Source organism: Streptomyces sp. NPDC057743, from assembly GCF_042798755.1.
Lineage (GTDB): Bacteria > Actinomycetota > Actinomycetes > Streptomycetales > Streptomycetaceae > Streptomyces.
The window spans coordinates 191,726-210,352 of sequence record NZ_JBHVJX010000006.1; the positions used below are offsets into that span (position 1 = coordinate 191,726).

The following is an 18,627-nucleotide window of genomic DNA, read 5'->3' on the forward strand; positions in this document are numbered from 1 at the left end:
CTGGTGATCATTGGGGTTGGGATCGACGTCGCGGAGATCGACCGGTTCGACGCGGCGCTGCGGCGGACGCCGGAGTTGGCGCACCGGCTGTTCATCGAGGGGGAGTTGACGCTGCCGAGCGGCGAACGGCGCGGCATCGCCTCCCTGGCGGCCCGGTTCGCCGCCAAGGAGGCGGTGGCCAAGGCGCTGGGCGCCCCGGGCGGACTGCACTGGACGGACGCCGAGGTCTACGTCGAGGACAGCGGGCAGCCGCGGCTGCGGGTCCGGGGCACGGTCGCCGCCCGGGCCGCCGAACTCGGCGTGCGGTCCTGGCATGTGTCGCTCAGTCACGACGCGGGCGTCGCCTCGGCGGTGGTGGTCGCCGAGGGGTAGCGCCCGGGCGCGCGTCGGCCGTCGGGCGCGCGGTACGTCGCCCGCCCCCGCCCCGGTGTGACACTGGCCGCATGAGGACTGCCTACAGCGTTGAGACCGTGCGGGCCGCCGAGCAGGAGCTGATGGCCCGCTTGCCCGAGGGGACCCTGATGCAGCGGGCGGCGGCCGGACTGGCCGTCGCCTGCGCCGAGTTGCTGGGCCGGGTCTACGGCTCCCGGGTGGTGCTCCTGGTGGGCAGTGGGGACAACGGCGGGGACGCGCTGTACGCCGGCGCGCGGCTGGCGCGGCGCGGCGCCGGCGTGAGCGCCGTGCTGCTGGCGCCCGAACGCGCGCACGCCGGCGGCCTGGCCGCCCTCCGCGCCGCCGGTGGCCGGGTCGCCACCGACCCGCTCCGGGCCGTCGAACGCGCCGACTTGGTGCTCGACGGCATCGTCGGCATCGGCGGCCGCGGCGGGCTGCGCCCGGAGGCCGCCCGGCTCGCCCGCGCCGCGTGGGACCACGCGAGGGTGGTGGCGGTCGACCTGCCGAGCGGGGTGGACGCCGACACCGGCGAGGTGCACGGGGACGCCGTGTGGGCCGATGTCACCGTCACGTTCGGCGCGTACAAGCCGGGCCTGCTGATCGACCCGGCGCGCGAACGGGCCGGCGCGCTGCGGCTGGTGGACATCGGGCTCACCCCGCCGGAGACCGCCGAGGTGACGGCGCTTCAACATGCGGACGTCGCGGAGTTGCTGCCGCGCCCGGCCGCCGAGAGCGACAAGTACCGGCGGGGCGTGGTCGGGGTGGTCGCCGGGTCGGCGCGCTATCCGGGGGCCGCGGTGCTGGCGGTGGCGGGCGCGCTGCGGGGCGGCGCCGGGGCGGTGCGGTACGTCGGGCCGGCGGCGGACGCGGTGTTGGCGCGGTTCCCGGAGACGCTGGTGCACGCCGGCCCGCCGGGGAAGGCCGGCCGGGTCCAGTCGTGGGTGATCGGCCCGGGCCTCGGCGACGAGGCGGGGGCGCTGGACGACGTCCTGGCCGTCCTGGACGCGGACGTTCCGGTGCTCGTCGATGCGGACGGGCTGCGCTTCCTGACGCCGGATCGGCTCCGGCGGCGCGCGGCCGGGACGCTGCTGACGCCGCACGCGGGGGAGGCGGCGGCGCTGCTGGGGCGCGGCCGCGAGGAGGTCGAGGCGGCGCGGCTGGGCTCCGTACGGGAGTTGGCGGCGCGGTACGGGGCGACGGTGCTGCTGAAGGGCTCGACGACGCTGGTGGCGGATCCGGGGCCGGGCGTTCCGGTGCGGGCCAATCCCACCGGGACGGGGTGGCTCGCCACGGCCGGCAGCGGCGACGTCCTCTCCGGCCTCACCGGGGCCCTCCTCGCCTCGGGCCTCGCGCCGCGCGATGCGGGCTCGGTGGGCGCCTACCTCCACGGCCTCGCGGGGCGCCTCGCGGCCGGCCCGCACGGCGAACCGATCGCGGCGTCGGGGGTCGCGGGGGCGCTGGGGGAGGCTTGGGCCAACGTCTGTTCTTGACATCCCACGTTGGGGTTTTGGTGGGTTGGGTATGCCGCCGGTCCCTGTCGGTGGGTGGTTGCGCGCCGTGGCGGCGGGGGGTGGTTTGTGGTCGCCCCGCGTTGTTGTCTGTCTGTCGGTCTGTCTGTCTGGCGCGGTGGTGGCTGGGGTGGCCTCGCTCACTCTTCGGTGGGTGGGGGTCGGAGGGGCTGCCCCGGAGCCCGTCCTCGGTGCGGGCGCCTCTGGTGTGTGGGTGAGGATTACCCGGGGCTTTGCTCCAGATCCTGCGGGCGGGCTCCGGGACATCCCCTCCGACCCGGCGCCGTTGGCGTCTTTCCCGCCGCGTCGGTTCCGGTCGGCTACGCGGTCGCGTCCCTGTGGGCAGCGTTGCCGGCCTCGGCCTCGGCGGTCGCCTCCCCGACTGTGTCCTGCCTGTGCGGCCCCACTGTGTCCTGCCTGTGCGGCCCCGACTGCGCGGGTGTATCCCCAAGCCTCCTCACCACCCCCACCCGTCCGACTACAATCCGTAACGGAACGCGGAACTCCCCACCCCTCCGCGTTCGTTGCCGGATAAGAGGAGGCGGCGGCGAGCAAGGCACGGGGCGGCGGCCCACTCCTGGCCCGGACCGCCGACGGCTACCACCGATGGCTGGCGTAGTAAGGGTCGCTGCCTGGCCCGCGAGTGACCCTGACTACTGGCCCGCAAGCGACCTGACTACGCCAGCCGTTGTCGGAGCCAGCCGCGGTCGGGTAGCCACCAGGGCGCCGTGGTCTGTGAGTTGGGCTGGTGGCGGGTGGGTCCACCGGCGGGTGGTCGGCGACGGCGTAGGCCGGAGGGGATGTCCCGGGGTGCGCCCGCAGGATCTGGAGCAAAGCCCCGGGTATTCCTCACTTGACTGACCAGAGGCGCCCGCACCGAGGACGTACCCCGGGACAGCCCCTCCGGCCCCACCCACGGCGAGAAGCCGCAAAGCGCCAGCCCCCACCGGGCGGAACGCGCAAAGCGCCAGCCCCCACCGGGCAGAACCCGCCAGGCGCCGGCCCCACCGGGGCGGAACGCGCAAAGTGCCCGCGCCCACCAGGCGGGACCCGCCAGGCGCAAGCCCCCAGGCCGCAGCCGACAACGAGGGGCCCCGCCGCCCACCACCTCCCGCCGCTACGGCGAGTAACCCCGAGGCGAGCGCCGCGCCCCAACGTGGGAAGGCCCCACAAACGTGGGACGACTGTGGCGTCACCCGGCCCCCGGGGCCGGGTCGCCTGCGACACTGAGGGGGATGAACGAGACAGCTAAGCGCGCCCGTGCCGCCATCGACCTCGCCGCCGTGCGGTCGAACGTCCGTGCACTGCGGGACCGCGCTCCCGGGGCAGAGCTGATGGCCGTCGTCAAGTCCGACGGCTACGGGCACGGCGCGATCCGTTGCGCCCGTGCGGCCCGTGAGGCCGGTGCGGGCTGGGTGGGTGTGGCGCTGCCCGAGGAGGCGTTCGCGCTGCGGGAGGCCGGCGACCGCGGCCGGTTGATGTGCTGGCTGTGGACGCCGGGCGGGCCCTGGGGACGGGCGATCGAGCAGGACGTGGACGTCTCGGTGAGCGGGATGTGGGCGCTGCGCGAGGTCGCGGACGCGGCGCGGCGCTGCCGGCGCCCCGCGCGCGTGCAGCTGAAGATCGACACCGGCCTGGGCCGCAACGGCTGTCCGCCCGCGGACTGGACGGAGCTGACCGCCGCCGCCAGAGCCGCCGAGGCCGAGGGGGTGCTCACCGTCACCGGCGTCTGGTCGCACTTCGCCTGCGCCGACGAGCCCGGGCACCCGTCGATCGCCGCCCAGCTGACCGAGTTCCGCCGGGCGTTGGCGGTCGCCGAGGCGGCCGGGCTGCGCCCGGAGGTGCGGCACATCGCCAACACCCCCGCGCTGCTCACCCTCCCCGAGGCCCACTTCGACCTCGTCCGCAGCGGGATCGGGATCTACGGCGTCTCGCCCAGCCCGGAGGTCGGCGTTCCGGAGGACTTCGGGCTGCGGCCGGCGATGACGCTGGAGGCGTCGCTGGCGTCGGTGAAGCGGGTGCCGGGCGGGCACGGGGTGTCGTACGGGCACCACTACACGACGCCGGGGGAGACCACCCTGGCGCTGGTGCCCCTGGGGTACGCCGACGGCATCCCGCGGCACGCCTCGGGGACGGGGCCGGTGCTGGTCGCCGGGAAGTGGCGGACGGTCGCGGGGCGGATCGCGATGGACCAGTTCGTGGTCGACCTGGGCGGCGACGGGGCCGAGGTCGGCGAGCCGGCGGTGCTGTTCGGGCCCGGGGACCGCGGCGAGCCGAGCGCGGAGGACTGGGCGCGGGCGGCCGGGACGATCGGGTACGAGATCGTCACCCGGATCGGGAAGCGGGTGCCGCGCGTCTATGTGGACAGCGAGGTCCCCGCGCAGGGCGGGGACCGACGGGAAGGTGACACGGCGCTGACGGGGGGCGTGGCATGACCGACGGGACCGAGGCCGCGGCGCAGGCCGTCGAGACGGCCGCGGAGGCGGCGGGGAACTGGGCCAGGGCGGGCCGCCAGGCGGGCCTCGCGGGCCTGGCGATCGGCGTGGTCGCGGCGGGCGCGGCGGCCGGGGTGGCCATGGAGCGGCTGACGGTCGGCCGGGGGATGCGCCGCCGGGCGCGGCTGGCGCTGGACGCGGTCGGCCCGTACGGGACGTTGCGCGGCACCCCGGGTACGGCGGTCGCCGAGGACGGGACCGCGCTGCACTACGAGGTCGACGAGGTCGCGGACGGCCCGGCCCCGAAGTCGTCCCGGGGTGGCAGGGCGGCCGCGAACGGTGCGCCGGGCGCCCGTGCGGGCAAGGAGGTCCGGGCGGTCCAGGAGGCCCGGAGCGGGCTGCACAAGCGGCTCGCGGCGGCCCTGGGGCGGCGTTCGCCGGCGCCCACGGTCGTCTTCAGCCACGGCTACTGCCTGAGCCAGGACTCCTGGCACTTCCAGCGGGCCGCGCTGCGCGGCGCGGTCCGCACCGTCCACTGGGACCAGCGCAGCCACGGCCGCTCGGCGCGCGGTCACGGGCAGATCGACGGCACCGAGCCGGTCACCATCGACCTGCTGGGCCGGGACCTGAAGGCGGTGTTGGACGCCGCGGTGCCCGAGGGGCCGATCGTGCTGGTCGGGCACTCCATGGGCGGGATGACGGTGATGGCGCTGGCGGACCAGTTCCCCGAGTACGTGGCGGAGCGGGTGGTCGGCGTGGCGCTGATCGGGACGTCGGCGGGCCGGCTGAGCGAGGTCGGGTTCGGGCTGCCGTCGATGGGTTCGAAGGCGTTTCACTGGTTGGCGCCGGGGGTGCTGCGGGCGCTGGGGCGGCAGAGCGAGATCGTCGAGCGCGGGCGGCGGGCCACCGCGGATCTGTTCGCGGGGCTGATCAAGCGCTATTCGTTCGGTGGTTCGGACGTGGACCCGGCGATCGCGCGGTTCGGGGAGCGGCTGATCGAGGCGACGCCGATCGATGTGGTGGCCGAGTTCTTCCCGGCGTTCGCGGTGCACGACAAGACCGAGGCGCTGGTGGCGTACGACGCGGTGCCCGCGCTGGTGCTGGCCGGCGAGGAGGACCTGATCACCCCGGCCGAGCACAGCCGCACCATCGCCGAGGTGCTGCCCGACGCCGAGCTGGTGTGCGTGCCAAACGCCGGGCACCTGGTGATGCTGGAGCGGCCCGAGCTGGTCAACGACCACCTGGTGGCCCTGGTGGAGCGGGCGGGTGCGGCGGCCCGCAGGTCGCGCTCGGCGCGGGCCTAGAACCGCGCCGTCGGCCCGGACGTGGGACCCCCGCCCCGTCCGGGCCGTACCATTTGCGGCATGAGCACCACTGCCGCGACTGCCCGTGTAACCGTCAAGTCCCCCGAGCAGATGCAGGAGTTGGGCCGCCGGTTGGCGCCGTTGTTGCGCCCCGGCGATCTGGTGCTGCTCACCGGCGAGCTGGGCGCGGGGAAGACGACGCTCACCCGCGGCCTGGGCGAGGCCCTGGGCGTGCGGGGCGCCGTGACCTCGCCCACCTTCGTCATCGCCCGGGTGCACCCGTCGCTGACCGGTGGCCCGGCGCTGGTGCACGTCGACGCGTACCGGCTCGGCGGCGGCCTGGACGAGATGGAGGACCTGGACCTCGACGTCTCGCTGCCGGAGTCGGTGGTGGTCGTCGAGTGGGGCGACGGCAAGGTCGAGGAGCTGTCGGAGGACCGGTTGCACGTCGTCATCGGGCGGGCCGTTGGAGGGGGCGGCGCGGAGCGCCTCCTGCCGGGGTGGCGGTCGGGCGACGGGCGGGCTGATGCCCCTGGTGGGCTGGCCGGGCACCCGGAGGAGGATGTGGACGACGTCCGCGAGGTGACGGTCACCGGGGTCGGCGCGCGCTGGGCGGACGCCGGCCTTCCCGAGCTGGAGATCTGCTGACGGGCGGGCCCTCGGGGTGCTTGATCGGGCCAGCCGGCCCGGTAGTTTCCGACAAGCCGTCGGCAAGATGTTGCGCGGCGGGTGCCGGGCATGGTCACATGGGTGTGAGAGCCCTGGTTAGGTGTACCTAAGTAGAGCCTGACCCCAGTCGCTTGCCCCAGGAGCCCGGGAGGCATCCATGTCCCCCCACCAGTCCGCCCCCACCCCGGCGGCCGGGCGCGCCGAGCAGGATGCGCGCCGCGCGGCGCCGACGATGAACGAACTGCTCGCGGCCTGCGCCGCGGCCAGTGCCGTCTCCACGCCGCCGGACGTTGCGGAGGAGTCGCGCGCGGAGAAGGAAAAAGCGGGCGAACGGGGCGATGCGGGGGAAAGCGGTGGGCAGGCGTCCGGCCCGTCCACTTCGGGGCGCGACGCCGCGTAGCCCGTAGGGGCGAAGCGGTCGGGGCCCGTAGGGCGGCCGGGCCGCGCCGGCAGACGCGGCCCCTGGTGAGCGGCTGGGGCACCTGCCCCGTCGGACAGACCCTAGGGAACGACGACGACCTTCACGCCGCGCAGCGCGAAGTCCCACAGTGCCGCGCCGTCCTCGCGCGACTCCCGGATGCCGCCGGTCTTCTTGGCGCTCGGGCCGGTGGCCGCGGGCGTCGAGCCGTCGACCGCCGCGCTGAAGCCGATGACCACGCCGTTCACGGCGGCGAACCGCACCACGTGCTCGATCGCCACCCCGTCCGAGCCGGTCACGCTCACCGACCGTGAGGTGACCGGGTACGTCCCCGGCGTCGGGCTCACCGCGCTCGGCGCGACCGCGAACGTCCGCTGCGCGGTGCCGTCCGCGCCGACCAGCCAGACCCGCTTGGCGCCCAGCGCGTAGACCACGCGCTTGCCGGTGCCGGACTGTTCCGGAACGGGGGCCGGGGCCGGGGGCTTGTCCTTCTTGTCGTGCTGGTCGTCGGCGGCCGGCTTGTGGGCGGTGGCCTTCGCGTCGCCCCGTACCGGAGCGAGCGGGCCGGACGCGGCGGCGGACGCCTGGTAGCCGAGCAGGCCGATCACGACCAGGGCGGCCGCGGTGAGACCGGTGACGATCGTGCTGCTCTTAGCGGGCACCGCGGTGCCACCTTTCCGTACGCTGCCGCCCGTGAACGGGCAGGCTGTGGGCTTGGGCTGACTGGGCTGGCTGGGGATCGACGGTAGCACCGGATGGGGCACCGCCGGCCGCGCCGTAGTCTTTAAGGCGTGCTGCTGCTAGCTCTTGACACCGCCACCCCCGCCGTCACCGTCGCGCTCCACGATGGCTCCCGCACCCTCGCCGCCGCCGGCGAGGTGGACGCCCGCCGGCACGGCGAACTGCTGTTGCCCGCCGTCGACCGGGTGCTGGCCGAGGCCGGGCACAAGCTGGCCGAGGTCACCGACATCGTGGTCGGCGTGGGCCCCGGCCCGTACACCGGGCTGCGGGTGGGGCTGGCGACCGCCACCACCTTCGGGGCGGCGCTGGACATTCCCGTCCACGGCCTGTGCTCGCTGGACGGCATCGCCCACGCCTCGGGCCTGACCGGACCGTTCATCGTGGCCACCGACGCCCGCCGCAAGGAGGTCTACTGGGCCCGCTACGGGGATGCGCGGACCCGGCTGACCGACCCCGCCGTCGACCGCCCCGCCGACATCGCCGAGCAGGTCGCCGGCGTCCCGGCCGTCGGCGCCGGCGCGCTGCTCTACGACACCGTCTTCACCGGCGTCCACCGGGACGGCCCCGCGCACCAGTCCGCCGCCGCGCTCGCCGAACTGGCCGCCGCCAAGCTGGCCGCCGGCGAGGAACTGTTGCCGCCGCGGCCGCTGTACCTGCGCCGCCCCGACGCCCAGGTGCCCGCCAACTACAAGGTGGTCACCCCGAAGTGAGCGGTCCCGCGGACGCGACCGTGACCGCATCCCCCGCCGTACTGCGGGAGATGCGGTGGTGGGACCTGCCCGGCGTGCTGGCGCTGGAGCGCGACCTGTTCCCCGAGGACGCCTGGTCGCCGGGGATGTTCTGGTCCGAACTCGCCCACGCCCGCGGCCCGTTGGCCACCCGCCGCTATCTCGTCGCCGAACTGGAGGCGCCGCCGCGCAGCGGTGCCGTTGAGGGGCGGTGGTCGGGCGAGGGGCAGGCCGAGAGTCGGATCGTCGGCTACGGCGGGCTGGCCGCGATCGACGGCACCGGCGACGTCCAGACCATCGCCACCGCCCGCGACCAGTGGGGCACCGGCCTCGGCGGCCGGCTGCTGACCGCGCTGCTGGGCGCCGCCACCGCCTTCGAGTGCCATGAGGTGCTGCTGGAGGTGCGGGTCGACAACGCCCGCGCCCAGCGCCTCTACGAGCGCTTCGGCTTCGAGCCGATCGGTTTCCGCCGCGGCTACTACCAGCCCGGCAACGTCGACGCACTGGTGATGCGCCGCCCCTCCCAGACCTCCTCCGAAGCACCCTCCGTACAAGGAACGTGAACATGGCTGACTCTCGCGGCGGACCGCTCGTCCTCGGCATCGAGACCTCCTGTGACGAGACCGGCGTCGGCATCGTCCGCGGTCACACCCTGCTCGCCGACGCGGTCGCCTCCAGCGTCGACGAGCACGCCCGCTTCGGCGGCGTGGTGCCCGAGGTGGCCTCCCGCGCGCACCTGGAGGCGATGGTTCCCACCATCCAGCGCGCCCTGAAGGAGGCCGGGGTGGCCGCCTCCGACCTGGACGGCATCGCGGTCACCGCGGGCCCCGGCCTGGCCGGCGCGCTGCTGGTGGGCGTCTCGGCCGCCAAGGCGTACGCCTACGCGCTGGGCAAGCCGCTCTACGGCGTCAACCACCTCGCCTCGCACATCTGCGTCGACCAGCTCGAACACGGCCCGCTGCCGGAGCCGACGATGGCGCTGCTGGTCAGCGGCGGCCACTCCTCGCTGCTGCTGGCCCCGGACATCACCTCCGACGTCCGCCCGCTCGGCTCGACCATCGACGACGCGGCAGGCGAGGCGTTCGACAAGGTGGCGCGGGTGCTCCACCTCGGCTTCCCGGGCGGCCCGGTCATCGACCGCTACGCGCGCGAGGGCGACCCGGAGGCGATCCGCTTCCCGCGCGGGCTGACCGGCCCCCGCGACCCCGCCTACGACTTCTCCTTCTCCGGCCTGAAGACCGCGGTGGCCCGTTGGATCGAGGCCAAGCGGGCGGCCGGGGAGGAGGTCCCGGTGGCGGACGTCTCGGCGTCGTTCCAGGAGGCGGTCGTCGACGTGCTGACCCGTAAGGCGGTGCGGGCCTGCAAGGACAACGGCGTGGACCACCTGATGATCGGTGGTGGGGTGGCGGCCAACTCCCGGCTGCGGGCGATGGCCGAGCGGCGCTGCGAGGACGCCGGCATCCAACTGCGGGTGCCGCGGCCCAAGTTGTGCACCGACAACGGGGCGATGGTCGCGGCCCTGGGCGCCGAGATGGTGGCCCGCAACCGCCCGGCCTCCGCCTGGGAGCTCTCCGCGGACTCCTCGCTGCCGGTCACCGAGACCCACGTCCCGGCCCCGGGCGGCCACGAGCACGGTCACGGCCATCGTCACGAGCACGGTCACAGCCATGACCATGACCACGACCACTTCCACGAGTTGAGCAAGGACAACCTGTACTCGTAGGCGTCCGCCGGCCGTTGGGGCCTTGGCGCGGCCCGTATTCTGGTGGCCTGGGCGTGGGGGAAGCGCCCAGGTCACAGACGGGGAAGCGGGGGCGCGCAGTGAACTGGTGGTATCTCTTCATGCTGGCCGGACCGGCGATCTACGCCGGGTCCGCGGCGACCAGCACGGTCCGCAGGGCGCTGAAGACGCGCCACCAGCGCAAGTTGGACCTCATCGAGGCCCGGCGGGAGGACCGGCTGGCCCTGGGGGCCGCGGACCAGTCGCCGGCCCCGGTGTGCGGCTGCGAGCACCACCTCGCCAAGCACGACAAGCAGGGCCGCTGCCACGAGACGGTCCAGACCGCCGTCGCCTGGGACGCCGAGAAGAAGCCCCTCCGTTACGAGGCCCGGCAGTGCAGCTGTCAGCAGTACGTCGGTCCGCAGCCGCTCTCCCAGGTCTACGCCGAGGAGCTGACCGACCTGGCCTGAGCGGCCGTCAGGCCGGTGCGGCGCCCTCGGCCGCCGGGTGCCCCAGCAGCATGGTGGGCGCCCCCGCGACGCGGGTGAGGAAGACCGTGCAGGAGTGCGGCCCGGCCAACTTGAGCTTCCGGCGCAGCTCCTCGGGCTCCACCGCGGACCCGCGCTTCTTGATCACCGCGACGCCCACCCCGCGCTCCCGCAGCAGCGCCTTCAGCTTCTTGACGTTGAACGGCAGTACGTCGGTGACCGCGTAGGCGGTCGCGTACGGCGTCGGCACCAGCCGGTCCGCGGTCACATAGGCGATCGTCGGGTCGATCAGCCGGCCGGCTACCTGCTCGGCGACGTCCGCGACCAGGTGGGCGCGGATGACCGCGCCGTCCGGCTCGTAGAGCCAGTCGCCGACGGTCCCAACAGGGGGGCGACGCGAAGCGTCTCCGGCTGGGGTGGTGGTCGGGCGACGGGTGGGCGGGTCGGGCAGGCCGGCGCCGACCAGGGAGTCCCCGGCGGGCAGCAGGGTGGCGCGGCGGGCGCCGCCGCGGCCGGTGCCGAACCACAGGACGGCCTCCTTCACGTCCCCCGCGTCGGAGATCCACTCCGTCTCGGCATCCTCAGGCAGCGCCTCGTGCGGCACCCCGGGCGCGATCTTCAACGCCGCGAACGGCGCCGTGCGGGCCGCCCCGATCGCCCAGGACAGCGGCGGCGAGTACGCCTCGGGGTCGAAGACCCGGCCCCCGCGGGCCTTGGTGCGCCGCGCCGGGTCCACGAACACCGCGTCGTACCCGGCGGTGTCGACCTCGGTGACGTCCGCGCACCGCACCTCGATCCGGTCCGCCAGGCCCAGCGCCTCGGCGTTGGCCCGGGCCGCCGCGCAGGCCAGCGGGTCGCGGTCCACGGCCAACACCCGGACCCCGGCCCGGGCCAGCGCCAGCGCGTCGCCGCCGATCCCGCAGCACAGGTCCGCCAGGGTCCGCACGCCCAGCGCGGCGAGCCGGGCGGCGCGGTGGGCGGCCACCGGGGCGCGGGTGGACTGCTCGACCCCGCCCGGCGTGAAGTACATCCGCGCGGCGTCCGCGCCGAACTTCGCGGCCGCCCGCTGCCGCAGCCGGGCCTGCCCGAGCGCGGCCGAGACCAGCTCGGCGGGGTGGTCGCGGCGGAGCCGGGTGGCGGTGGTCAGCTCGTCCGCCGGGTCGTAGTCCCGCAGGGCGGCCAGGAGTTGCTGGCCCTCGGGGGCGAGCAGCGCGGAGAAGGTGTCGAGGTCGGTCATCGGCACCATTGTGGGCCACGCGCGAGTGCCGGCCCGCGGATGGTCCGCGGGCCGGCACTCGTGTGTGGCCGTGGCGTCGTCAGGCGCCGGATTCGTTCCCGGTGATCCGCGGCACCCGTTGGGTGGCGTCCGCGTCCGGTCGCTCCGGGGCCGGGCGGACCGGCTCCCGGCGCCGTTGGGCGCTGTCGCTGACCCGTAGCAGCACCGCCACCATCACCCAGTTCGCGACCAGTGACGAACCGCCCTTGGCGAGGAACGGCAGGGCCTTACCGGTCAGCGGGATCAGCCCGGTGACGCCGCCGGTGACGACGAAGACCTGGAGCAGCAGCGCACCGGCGAGGCCGACGGCCAGCAGCTTGCCGAACGGGTCGCGGGCGGTCAGGCCCACCCGCAGGCCGCGCTGGGCCAGCAGGCCGTAGAGCAGCAGCACGGCCATCACCCCGGCCAGGCCCAGCTCCTCGCCGACGGTGGTGAGGATGAAGTCGCTGTTGCCGGCGAAGCCGATCAGCTCGGGGTGGCCCTGGCCCAGCCCGGTGCCGCCGATGCCGCCGCTGCCGAAGCTGAACAGCGCCTGGGCGGCCTGGTCGGAGATCAGCCCCGGCGGCCGCTTGTTCTCCGGCAGGAAGATGTCCATCGGGTGCAGCCAGGCCATCACGCGGCCCTTGACGTGCGGTTCGGTCGAGCCGACGACGGCGGCGCCGACCACGGCCATCAGCAGACCGCAGACCACCCAACTGGTGCGCTCGGTGGCCATGTAGAGCATGATCACGAAGACGCCGAAGAAGATCAGCGAGGTGCCCAGGTCGCGCTCGAAGACCAGCACCAGCAGGCTGATCACCCAGATCGTGAAGATCGGCCCGAGCTGCCGGCCCGGCGGCAGCTGCATGCCCATCACCCGGCGCCCGGACAGCGCCAACGCATCGCGATTGACGGTCAGATACCCCGCGAAGAACACCACGATCATGATCTTCACGAACTCGCCGGGCTGCATCGACAGCGGCCCGAGCATGATCCAGCGCTTGGCGCCGAACTGGTCCGCGCCGAAGAACGCCGGCGCCATCAACAGCACCAGCGCGACGGCCATCGTCAGATAGATGTAGCGCTGCAGAAGCCGGTGGTCGCGCAGCACCATCAGGATCACGATGCAGACCGCGACCCCGATGACCGTCCACACCAGCTGCCCGGTCGCCGCCTGCGCGATCTTCAGCCGGGGCTTTTCCGCGTAGGTGATGTCCAGCCGGTGCAGCAGCACCAGCCCGATCCCGGTCAGCATCGTCGCCAACGGCAGGATCAGGGGGTCGGCGCGCGGCGCGAACCGGCGGACGACCAGGTGCGGCACCAGCGCGATGAAGAACATGCTCACCGCGAAGCCGGCCAGCCCGCCGGGAATCTGCCCCTTCATGGACAACTCGGTGTAGGCGTAGCCGAAGACGGTGATGAGCACCACAAAGCCCAGCAGCCAGGCCTCGGTCCGCCGACGGTTCGGGGCCTGGGCCAGCGCGGCGAACGTCATGGTGCGTTCGGCGTCGCTCTCCGGTCCCCCGGAATCCCGGGGAGCGCTGGTCAGTCCACGCACGGTTCCTCCGCCATCGATGGGTCAGGGCCGCAGGGCGGCCGGGTCACGGCCCGGTGTCAGCGGTCCCGGGGACAAGACGGGGCAGCCGCGGGCCTGGTTGCGGCCGAGCGGGTAGGTGTGTCCGACTCCACGCCCGGCCGACCGGCAGCAGACACGGTACGCGTCTCCGCCGCGCTGGCACTCCGCTTGACCGAGTGCTAACGGCGTCATAGTCTCAGCGTTGGCACTCCCCGACGGAGAGTGCCAACACAGCGACGGGCAGGTCCGGCACCCGCGACGACGGATCCACCTGGTCGCCACCTCAGACAGTTAACCCCGTGAGATCTCCGAAGGGGGAGGTCGGATCGTGACGACCGCCAGCTCCAAGGTTGCCATCAAGCCGCTTGAGGACCGCATCGTGGTCCAGCCGCTCGACGCCGAGCAGACCACGGCCTCGGGCCTGGTCATTCCGGACACCGCGAAGGAGAAGCCCCAGGAGGGCGTCGTCCTGGCGATTGGTCCGGGTCGCTTCGAGGACGGCAAGCGCGTCGAGCTCGACGTCCAGGTCGGCGACGTCGTGCTCTACAGCAAGTACGGCGGCACCGAGGTGAAGTACAGCGGCGAGGAGTACCTCGTCCTCTCGGCGCGCGACGTGCTCGCGATCGTCGAGAAGTAAGTCACCCGGAATTGCCCTGATCTGCGCCCCTGGTTCCCGCGTTCTCACCGACCGGGGCAGGGGCGCAGTTCGTTTTCGCGAGAGCGGTCACGGCGGCGAGGCCGACGATCGCAACGAGAGGACTTGAAGCACCCATGGCGAAGATCCTGAAGTTCGACGAGGACGCCCGTCGCGCCCTTGAGCGCGGCGTCAACAAGCTGGCCGACACGGTCAAGGTCACCATCGGTCCCAAGGGCCGCAACGTCGTGATCGACAAGAAGTTCGGCGCCCCGACCATCACCAACGACGGCGTCACCATCGCCCGCGAGGTCGAGGTCGAGGACGCGTACGAGAACCTCGGCGCCCAGCTCGTCAAGGAGGTGGCGACCAAGACCAACGACATCGCGGGTGACGGCACCACCACCGCCACCGTCCTGGCCCAGGCGCTGGTCCGCGAGGGTCTGCGCAACGTCGCCGCGGGTGCCTCTCCGGCCGCCCTGAAGAAGGGCATCGACGCCGCCGTCAAGGCCGTCTCCGACGACCTGCTGGCGACCGCCCGCCCGATCGACGACAAGTCCGACATCGCCGCCGTGGCCGCGCTGTCCGCCCAGGACGCCCAGGTCGGCGAGCTCATCGCCGAGGCGATGGACAAGGTCGGCAAGGACGGCGTGATCACCGTCGAGGAGTCCAACACCTTCGGTCTGGAGCTGGACTTCACCGAGGGCATGGCCTTCGACAAGGGCTACCTCTCGCCCTACATGGTCAGCGACCAGGAGCGCATGGAGGCCGTCCTCGACGACCCCTACATCCTGATCCACCAGGGCAAGATCTCCTCCATCCAGGACCTGCTGCCGCTGCTGGAGAAGGTCATCCAGGCCGGCGCCTCCAAGCCGCTGCTGATCATCGCCGAGGACGTCGAGGGCGAGGCCCTCTCCACCCTCGTCGTCAACAAGATCCGCGGCACCTTCAACGCGGTGGCCGTCAAGGCCCCCGGCTTCGGTGACCGCCGCAAGGCGATGCTCGGCGACATGGCCACCCTCACCGGTGCCACCGTCGTGGCCGAAGAGGTCGGCCTCAAGCTCGACCAGGTCGGCCTGGAGGTGCTCGGCACCGCCCGCCGCGTGACCGTCACCAAGGACGACACCACCATCGTCGACGGCGGCGGCAACAGCGACGACGTCCAGGGTCGCGTCGCCCAGATCAAGGCCGAGATCGAGGCCACCGACTCCGACTGGGACCGCGAGAAGCTCCAGGAGCGCCTCGCCAAGCTGGCCGGCGGCGTCTGCGTGATCCGCGTCGGCGCGGCCACCGAGGTCGAGCTCAAGGAGAAGAAGCACCGCCTGGAGGACGCCATCTCCGCGACCCGCGCCGCGGTCGAGGAGGGCATCGTCTCCGGTGGTGGCTCCGCCCTCGTCCACGCCGTCAAGGTCCTGGACGGCAACCTCGGCAAGGAGGGCGACGAGGCCACCGGTGTCGCCGTGGTCCGCCGCGCCGCCGTCGAGCCGCTGCGCTGGATCGCCGAGAACGCCGGCCTTGAGGGCTACGTGATCACCGCCAAGGTGGCCGAGCTCGACAAGGGCAACGGCTTCAACGCCGCCACCGGCGAGTACGGCGACCTGGTCAAGGCCGGCGTCATCGACCCGGTCAAGGTCACCCGCTCCGCCCTGGAGAACGCCGCCTCCATCGCCTCCCTGCTGCTCACGACCGAGACCCTGGTCGTCGAGAAGAAGGAAGAGGAAGAGGCCCCGGCCGCCGGCCACGGTCACGGCCACGCGCACTGACACCCCGCGCACACCCGCCGGCCGCGCCCGCGCCGGCACCACGAGGCCCGGCCCCCACTCACCGGGGGCCGGGCCTCGGCCATTGGCGGGTGAGCCGGCGCGGGCAACGGTGCGCCCTGCGAGGCCCGTTACGGATCCCGCGACTCGTAGCGCCCCGTAACGACCCGTCAGGCGGAACGGTCCAGCTCCTCCCGCCGCACCGGGGTCGCGAACGGCAGCCCCTTCCCGTACCGCTCCAGCTCGTCCAGGGCGTGGTCGGCCATCCGGTGCAGCTCGGTGCCGAGCGAACCGGCGATGTGCGGGGTGAGCAGCACGTTCGGCAACGCGTACAACGGCGAGTCGGCGGGCGGCAGTTCGGGCTCGGTGACGTCCAGCACCGCGGCGAGCCGTCCGCTGGAGACCTCCGCCACCAGGGCCGCCTCGTCGATCAGCGAGCCGCGCGAGGTATTGACCAGCGTCGCCCCGTCGGGCATCAGGGCCAACTCGCGCGCGCCGATCAGGTGCCGGGTCGCGGGCACCTCCGGGGCGTGCACGCTCACCACGTCACTCCCCGCGCACAACTCCGCCAACGAGACGCGCCGCACGCCCAACCGCCCCGCCTCCGCGTCGTCCACATACGGGTCGAACAACACCACCCGCAGCGCGAACGGGCGCAGCAACTCGATGACCCGGCGGCCTATGCGGGAGGCGCCGACGATGCCGACGGTGCGGCCGTGGTTGCCGGCACCGTCCAGCTCGCGCAGCCAGTCGTGGGGCCGGCCGTGCAGGGCGCGATAGCGGTGGGCGGCGTGCAGCACGCGCTTGTTCGCGAACAGGATGGCGGCGAGGGCGTACTCGGCCACCGGCAACGCGTTGACCGCCGCCGCCGAACTGACCGCGATGCCCCGCTCCCAACAGGCCGCCGTCACAAGCTGCTTGACGGAACCGGCCGCGTGCACGACCGCCCGCAGCCGGGGCGCCGCGGCGAGCACCTCCGCGGTGAGCGGCGGGGCGCCCCAGCAGGTCAGCAACACCTCGGCCTCGGCGAGGGCGGCGGCCACCTCGGGCCCCGGAGCGGCCAACTCGTGCGCGACGAGCCGGCCGTCCGTCCGGGCCAGCCCCTCAAGTCGGGCCCGCTGCGCCTCCCCGAGCAGCCTCTCCGCGATCCCCGGCCCCATGGCCAACAGCACGTCCACACGCATCTCGCGACCCCTCTCTCGCCTCTCGCCCCACCAACCCCGCGACGCCCGCCGCCTGCCTCGCGCCGCCTGTGCCGCGCCTGCTCCCTTGCCCTGCCCACCCCGCCGTCTCGCATGCGGCGGGGGCGGACACGGCGTGGCGCGGGCGCGGCCGGCAACGACCACGTGGCCGGGTCCGGCGGCTGGGGCACACCACGCCGGCCGCGAGCGTGGGAAGCCCGTCGGCCCCGCTACCGTTCCGGTATGACGACTGCACTGATCACAGGAGCAACAGCCGGCATCGGCGCCGCATTCGCCCGCCGTCTCGCGAGCGACGGGCACAGCGTGGTGCTGGTGGCCCGCGACGAGAAGCGGCTGCGGGAACAGGCCACCGAACTGCACGACCGGCACGGCATCGAGGCGGAGGTGCTGAGCGCCGACCTCGCGACCGAGGACGGCATCGCCGCCGTCGAGGCCCGTTTGGCGAACCCCAAGCACCCGGTGGACCTGCTGGTCAACAACGCGGGGTTCGGCAACAAGGGCGAGTACCTCGAAGTCCCGATGGCCGACGAGTTGACGATGCTGAAGGTGCACTGCGAGGCGGTGCTGCGGCTGACCACCGCGGCCGTGCGCGGGATGCGCGAGCGCCGCCGCGGCGCCGTGGTCAACGTGGCCTCGGTCGCGGCGTTCGTCCCGCGCGGCACGTACGGCGCGAGCAAGGCGTGGGTCGTGCAGTTCACCCAGGGCGCGGCCCGCGACCTGGCCGGCAGCGGAGTGCGCCTGATGGCGCTGTGCCCGGGCTTCGTGCGGACCGAGTTCCACCAACGGGCCGGCATGGGGACGGACAACATCCCGGGCTGGCTGTGGCTCGACGCGGACCGGCTCGTGGACGCGGCGATGAAGGACCTGGCGCGCGGCAAGTCGCTGTCCATCCCGGACCCGCGCTACAAGGCCCTGATGGGTGCGGTGAAGCTGGCCCCGCGCGGCGTCCTCGGCGGCCTCACCTCCCGTACGGGGCGGAAGTACGGCCCGAAGTAGGGGAGTTGCAGCCCGGGGGAGGGCGCTCCTCAGCGGCGGCCCGCCAGGTGGCGTGCCGCCCCCAGGTGTCGCCGCGTCAGTTCGCGGCCAGCGCCGTGTACTTGGTCGCCGAGGCCCGGGCCTCCTGGTGGAGGGGCGTGCCCGCTTCCAGGAGGCGGGGGAGGAGGTCGCGTTGCGTGGTGAGGGCGCGGAACATCAGCGCGATGGTGATGTCGTGGTCGGGACGGTGCTCGACGCGTACGGGGTCGCCGGCGCGGATCTCGCCGGCCTCCAGGACGCGCAGGTACGCGCCGGGCACGGCGGCCTGGGTGAACCGCTTGATCCAGCCACGCTCGTCCAGCCAGCCCTGGAACGTCCGGCAGGGGATGCGCGGTGAGGTGATCTCCAGGAGCACCTCGGGGCCGACCCGCCAGCGTTCGCCGATCCGGGCGCCGGTGATGTCGATGCCGGTGGTGGTGAGGTTCTCGCCGAACGCCCCGTTGGCCAGTTCGCGGCCCAGCTCGCGCTGCCAGTCGTCGAGGTCCTCGCGGGCGTAGGCGTAGACGGCCTGGTCGTCGCCGCCGTGGTGGCGGCGGTCGACCACCGCATCGCCCGCGAGGCCGCTGCCGCCGACGCCCTTGGGGCCGGGGGCCGCCACCGCGACGGGCCCGTCTACGGGGCGCTTGTCGATGCCCGTTCCGCCCTCGGCGTTGGTGTGCGCGGACGGGGTGGCCCGCCCGGTGTTCACGGTCAGCAGCTTCGCGTTCATGGCCGCACGCTAAGACATCGAGGTAAAGCCGGCATTCCGTTTTTCGCGGAGT

The 18,627-nt window shown here is 73.8% G+C and carries 18 protein-coding genes; 13 read left to right on the forward strand and 5 right to left on the reverse strand.

Annotated elements, in window-relative coordinates:
- The 6 genes from ACFVFQ_RS09285 (at position 1) to ACFVFQ_RS09310 (ending at position 6,709) form a co-directional block, all read left to right on the forward strand.
- Positions 1 to 372, forward strand: a complete 372-nt coding sequence (locus ACFVFQ_RS09285) for a holo-ACP synthase (RefSeq protein ID WP_383411534.1) — start codon at positions 1 to 3, stop codon at positions 370 to 372.
- A gap of 71 nt (positions 373 to 443) precedes the next feature.
- Positions 444 to 1,883 carry an NAD(P)H-hydrate dehydratase gene (locus ACFVFQ_RS09290; protein WP_383411303.1) on the forward strand — a complete coding sequence of 480 codons (1,440 nt, stop codon included), beginning with the start codon at positions 444 to 446 and terminating at the stop codon, positions 1,881 to 1,883.
- A 1,253-nt stretch (positions 1,884 to 3,136) separates the two neighbouring features.
- Positions 3,137 to 4,336, forward strand: coding sequence for an alanine racemase (alr, locus tag ACFVFQ_RS09295; protein WP_383411306.1), 1,200 nt, complete (start codon positions 3,137 to 3,139; stop codon positions 4,334 to 4,336).
- Positions 4,333 to 5,640: an alpha/beta fold hydrolase gene (locus ACFVFQ_RS09300; RefSeq protein ID WP_383411309.1), complete on the forward strand. Its 1,308-nt coding sequence runs from the start codon at positions 4,333 to 4,335 to the stop codon at positions 5,638 to 5,640. The genes alr and ACFVFQ_RS09300 overlap by 4 nt, the downstream gene beginning before the upstream one ends.
- A gap of 60 nt (positions 5,641 to 5,700) precedes the next feature.
- Positions 5,701 to 6,288, forward strand: a complete 588-nt coding sequence (gene tsaE, locus ACFVFQ_RS09305) for a tRNA (adenosine(37)-N6)-threonylcarbamoyltransferase complex ATPase subunit type 1 TsaE (protein WP_383411312.1) — start codon at positions 5,701 to 5,703, stop codon at positions 6,286 to 6,288.
- 178 nt (positions 6,289 to 6,466) lie between these two features.
- On the forward strand, positions 6,467 to 6,709 hold the full coding sequence (locus ACFVFQ_RS09310; protein WP_383411314.1) for a hypothetical protein: 243 nt from the start codon (positions 6,467 to 6,469) through the stop codon (positions 6,707 to 6,709).
- A 101-nt stretch (positions 6,710 to 6,810) separates the two neighbouring features.
- Here the strand turns inward: ACFVFQ_RS09310 and ACFVFQ_RS09315 are convergent, their stop codons facing one another.
- Positions 6,811 to 7,389, reverse strand: a complete 579-nt coding sequence (locus ACFVFQ_RS09315; RefSeq protein WP_383411317.1) for a hypothetical protein — start codon at positions 7,387 to 7,389, stop codon at positions 6,811 to 6,813.
- A 129-nt stretch (positions 7,390 to 7,518) separates the two neighbouring features.
- On the opposite strand from ACFVFQ_RS09315, the gene tsaB reads away from it, so the two are divergent.
- From tsaB to ACFVFQ_RS09335, 4 genes are all read left to right on the forward strand, one after another.
- The gene (gene tsaB, locus ACFVFQ_RS09320) at positions 7,519 to 8,178 is read left to right on the forward strand and encodes a tRNA (adenosine(37)-N6)-threonylcarbamoyltransferase complex dimerization subunit type 1 TsaB (RefSeq protein ID WP_383411320.1); all 660 of its coding nucleotides are present in this window, start codon (positions 7,519 to 7,521) and stop codon (positions 8,176 to 8,178) included.
- 50 nt (positions 8,179 to 8,228) lie between these two features.
- On the forward strand, positions 8,229 to 8,759 hold the full coding sequence (locus ACFVFQ_RS09325) for a GNAT family N-acetyltransferase (protein WP_383411537.1): 531 nt from the start codon (positions 8,229 to 8,231) through the stop codon (positions 8,757 to 8,759).
- A gap of 2 nt (positions 8,760 to 8,761) precedes the next feature.
- A complete protein-coding gene (gene tsaD, locus ACFVFQ_RS09330; protein WP_383411323.1) occupies positions 8,762 to 9,919 on the forward strand; it encodes a tRNA (adenosine(37)-N6)-threonylcarbamoyltransferase complex transferase subunit TsaD in 1,158 nt (385 codons plus the stop codon).
- 119 nt (positions 9,920 to 10,038) lie between these two features.
- Positions 10,039 to 10,386 (forward strand): hypothetical protein, encoded by a 348-nt coding sequence (locus ACFVFQ_RS09335; RefSeq protein ID WP_383411541.1) that lies wholly within the window; start codon positions 10,039 to 10,041, stop codon positions 10,384 to 10,386.
- A gap of 7 nt (positions 10,387 to 10,393) precedes the next feature.
- Here the strand turns inward: ACFVFQ_RS09335 and ACFVFQ_RS09340 are convergent, their stop codons facing one another.
- Both ACFVFQ_RS09340 and ACFVFQ_RS09345 read right to left on the reverse strand, forming a co-directional pair.
- Positions 10,394 to 11,641 carry a methyltransferase domain-containing protein gene (locus ACFVFQ_RS09340; protein ID WP_383411326.1) on the reverse strand — a complete coding sequence of 416 codons (1,248 nt, stop codon included), beginning with the start codon at positions 11,639 to 11,641 and terminating at the stop codon, positions 10,394 to 10,396.
- 79 nt (positions 11,642 to 11,720) lie between these two features.
- A complete protein-coding gene (locus tag ACFVFQ_RS09345) occupies positions 11,721 to 13,154 on the reverse strand; it encodes an FtsW/RodA/SpoVE family cell cycle protein (RefSeq protein ID WP_383411547.1) in 1,434 nt (477 codons plus the stop codon).
- A 409-nt stretch (positions 13,155 to 13,563) separates the two neighbouring features.
- On the opposite strand from ACFVFQ_RS09345, the gene groES reads away from it, so the two are divergent.
- Both groES and groL read left to right on the forward strand, forming a co-directional pair.
- Positions 13,564 to 13,872: a co-chaperone GroES gene (gene groES, locus ACFVFQ_RS09350; RefSeq protein WP_018538716.1), complete on the forward strand. Its 309-nt coding sequence runs from the start codon at positions 13,564 to 13,566 to the stop codon at positions 13,870 to 13,872.
- 134 nt (positions 13,873 to 14,006) lie between these two features.
- Entirely contained in the window at positions 14,007 to 15,632 is a 1,626-nt protein-coding gene (gene groL, locus ACFVFQ_RS09355; RefSeq protein ID WP_383411328.1) for a chaperonin GroEL, read from the forward strand.
- A gap of 167 nt (positions 15,633 to 15,799) precedes the next feature.
- Here the strand turns inward: groL and ACFVFQ_RS09360 are convergent, their stop codons facing one another.
- On the reverse strand, positions 15,800 to 16,813 hold the full coding sequence (locus tag ACFVFQ_RS09360) for a hydroxyacid dehydrogenase (protein WP_383411330.1): 1,014 nt from the start codon (positions 16,811 to 16,813) through the stop codon (positions 15,800 to 15,802).
- 240 nt (positions 16,814 to 17,053) lie between these two features.
- On the opposite strand from ACFVFQ_RS09360, the gene ACFVFQ_RS09365 reads away from it, so the two are divergent.
- On the forward strand, positions 17,054 to 17,827 hold the full coding sequence (locus ACFVFQ_RS09365) for an SDR family NAD(P)-dependent oxidoreductase (protein ID WP_383411332.1): 774 nt from the start codon (positions 17,054 to 17,056) through the stop codon (positions 17,825 to 17,827).
- 76 nt (positions 17,828 to 17,903) lie between these two features.
- Here ACFVFQ_RS09365 and ACFVFQ_RS09370 read toward each other — a convergent pair whose 3' ends face one another.
- On the reverse strand, positions 17,904 to 18,575 hold the full coding sequence (locus ACFVFQ_RS09370; RefSeq protein WP_383411336.1) for an MOSC domain-containing protein: 672 nt from the start codon (positions 18,573 to 18,575) through the stop codon (positions 17,904 to 17,906).
- Positions 18,576 to 18,627: the final 52 nt, after the last annotated feature.

Coding starts and splice junctions, on each gene's coding strand:
- ACFVFQ_RS09345 (WP_383411547.1), bottom strand. CDS start 13,154: ATGACGTTCGCCGCGCTGGCCCAGGCCCCGAACCGTCGGCGGACCGAG.
- alr (WP_383411306.1), top strand. CDS start 3,137: ATGAACGAGACAGCTAAGCGCGCCCGTGCCGCCATCGACCTCGCCGCC.
- ACFVFQ_RS09360 (WP_383411330.1), bottom strand. CDS start 16,813: ATGCGTGTGGACGTGCTGTTGGCCATGGGGCCGGGGATCGCGGAGAGG.
- ACFVFQ_RS09370 (WP_383411336.1), bottom strand. CDS start 18,575: ATGAACGCGAAGCTGCTGACCGTGAACACCGGGCGGGCCACCCCGTCC.
- groL (WP_383411328.1), top strand. CDS start 14,007: ATGGCGAAGATCCTGAAGTTCGACGAGGACGCCCGTCGCGCCCTTGAG.
- tsaE (WP_383411312.1), top strand. CDS start 5,701: ATGAGCACCACTGCCGCGACTGCCCGTGTAACCGTCAAGTCCCCCGAG.
- ACFVFQ_RS09365 (WP_383411332.1), top strand. CDS start 17,054: ATGACGACTGCACTGATCACAGGAGCAACAGCCGGCATCGGCGCCGCA.
- ACFVFQ_RS09290 (WP_383411303.1), top strand. CDS start 444: ATGAGGACTGCCTACAGCGTTGAGACCGTGCGGGCCGCCGAGCAGGAG.
- ACFVFQ_RS09310 (WP_383411314.1), top strand. CDS start 6,467: ATGTCCCCCCACCAGTCCGCCCCCACCCCGGCGGCCGGGCGCGCCGAG.
- ACFVFQ_RS09340 (WP_383411326.1), bottom strand. CDS start 11,641: ATGACCGACCTCGACACCTTCTCCGCGCTGCTCGCCCCCGAGGGCCAG.
- ACFVFQ_RS09335 (WP_383411541.1), top strand. CDS start 10,039: ATGCTGGCCGGACCGGCGATCTACGCCGGGTCCGCGGCGACCAGCACG.
- ACFVFQ_RS09300 (WP_383411309.1), top strand. CDS start 4,333: ATGACCGACGGGACCGAGGCCGCGGCGCAGGCCGTCGAGACGGCCGCG.
- tsaD (WP_383411323.1), top strand. CDS start 8,762: ATGGCTGACTCTCGCGGCGGACCGCTCGTCCTCGGCATCGAGACCTCC.
- ACFVFQ_RS09325 (WP_383411537.1), top strand. CDS start 8,229: ATGCGGTGGTGGGACCTGCCCGGCGTGCTGGCGCTGGAGCGCGACCTG.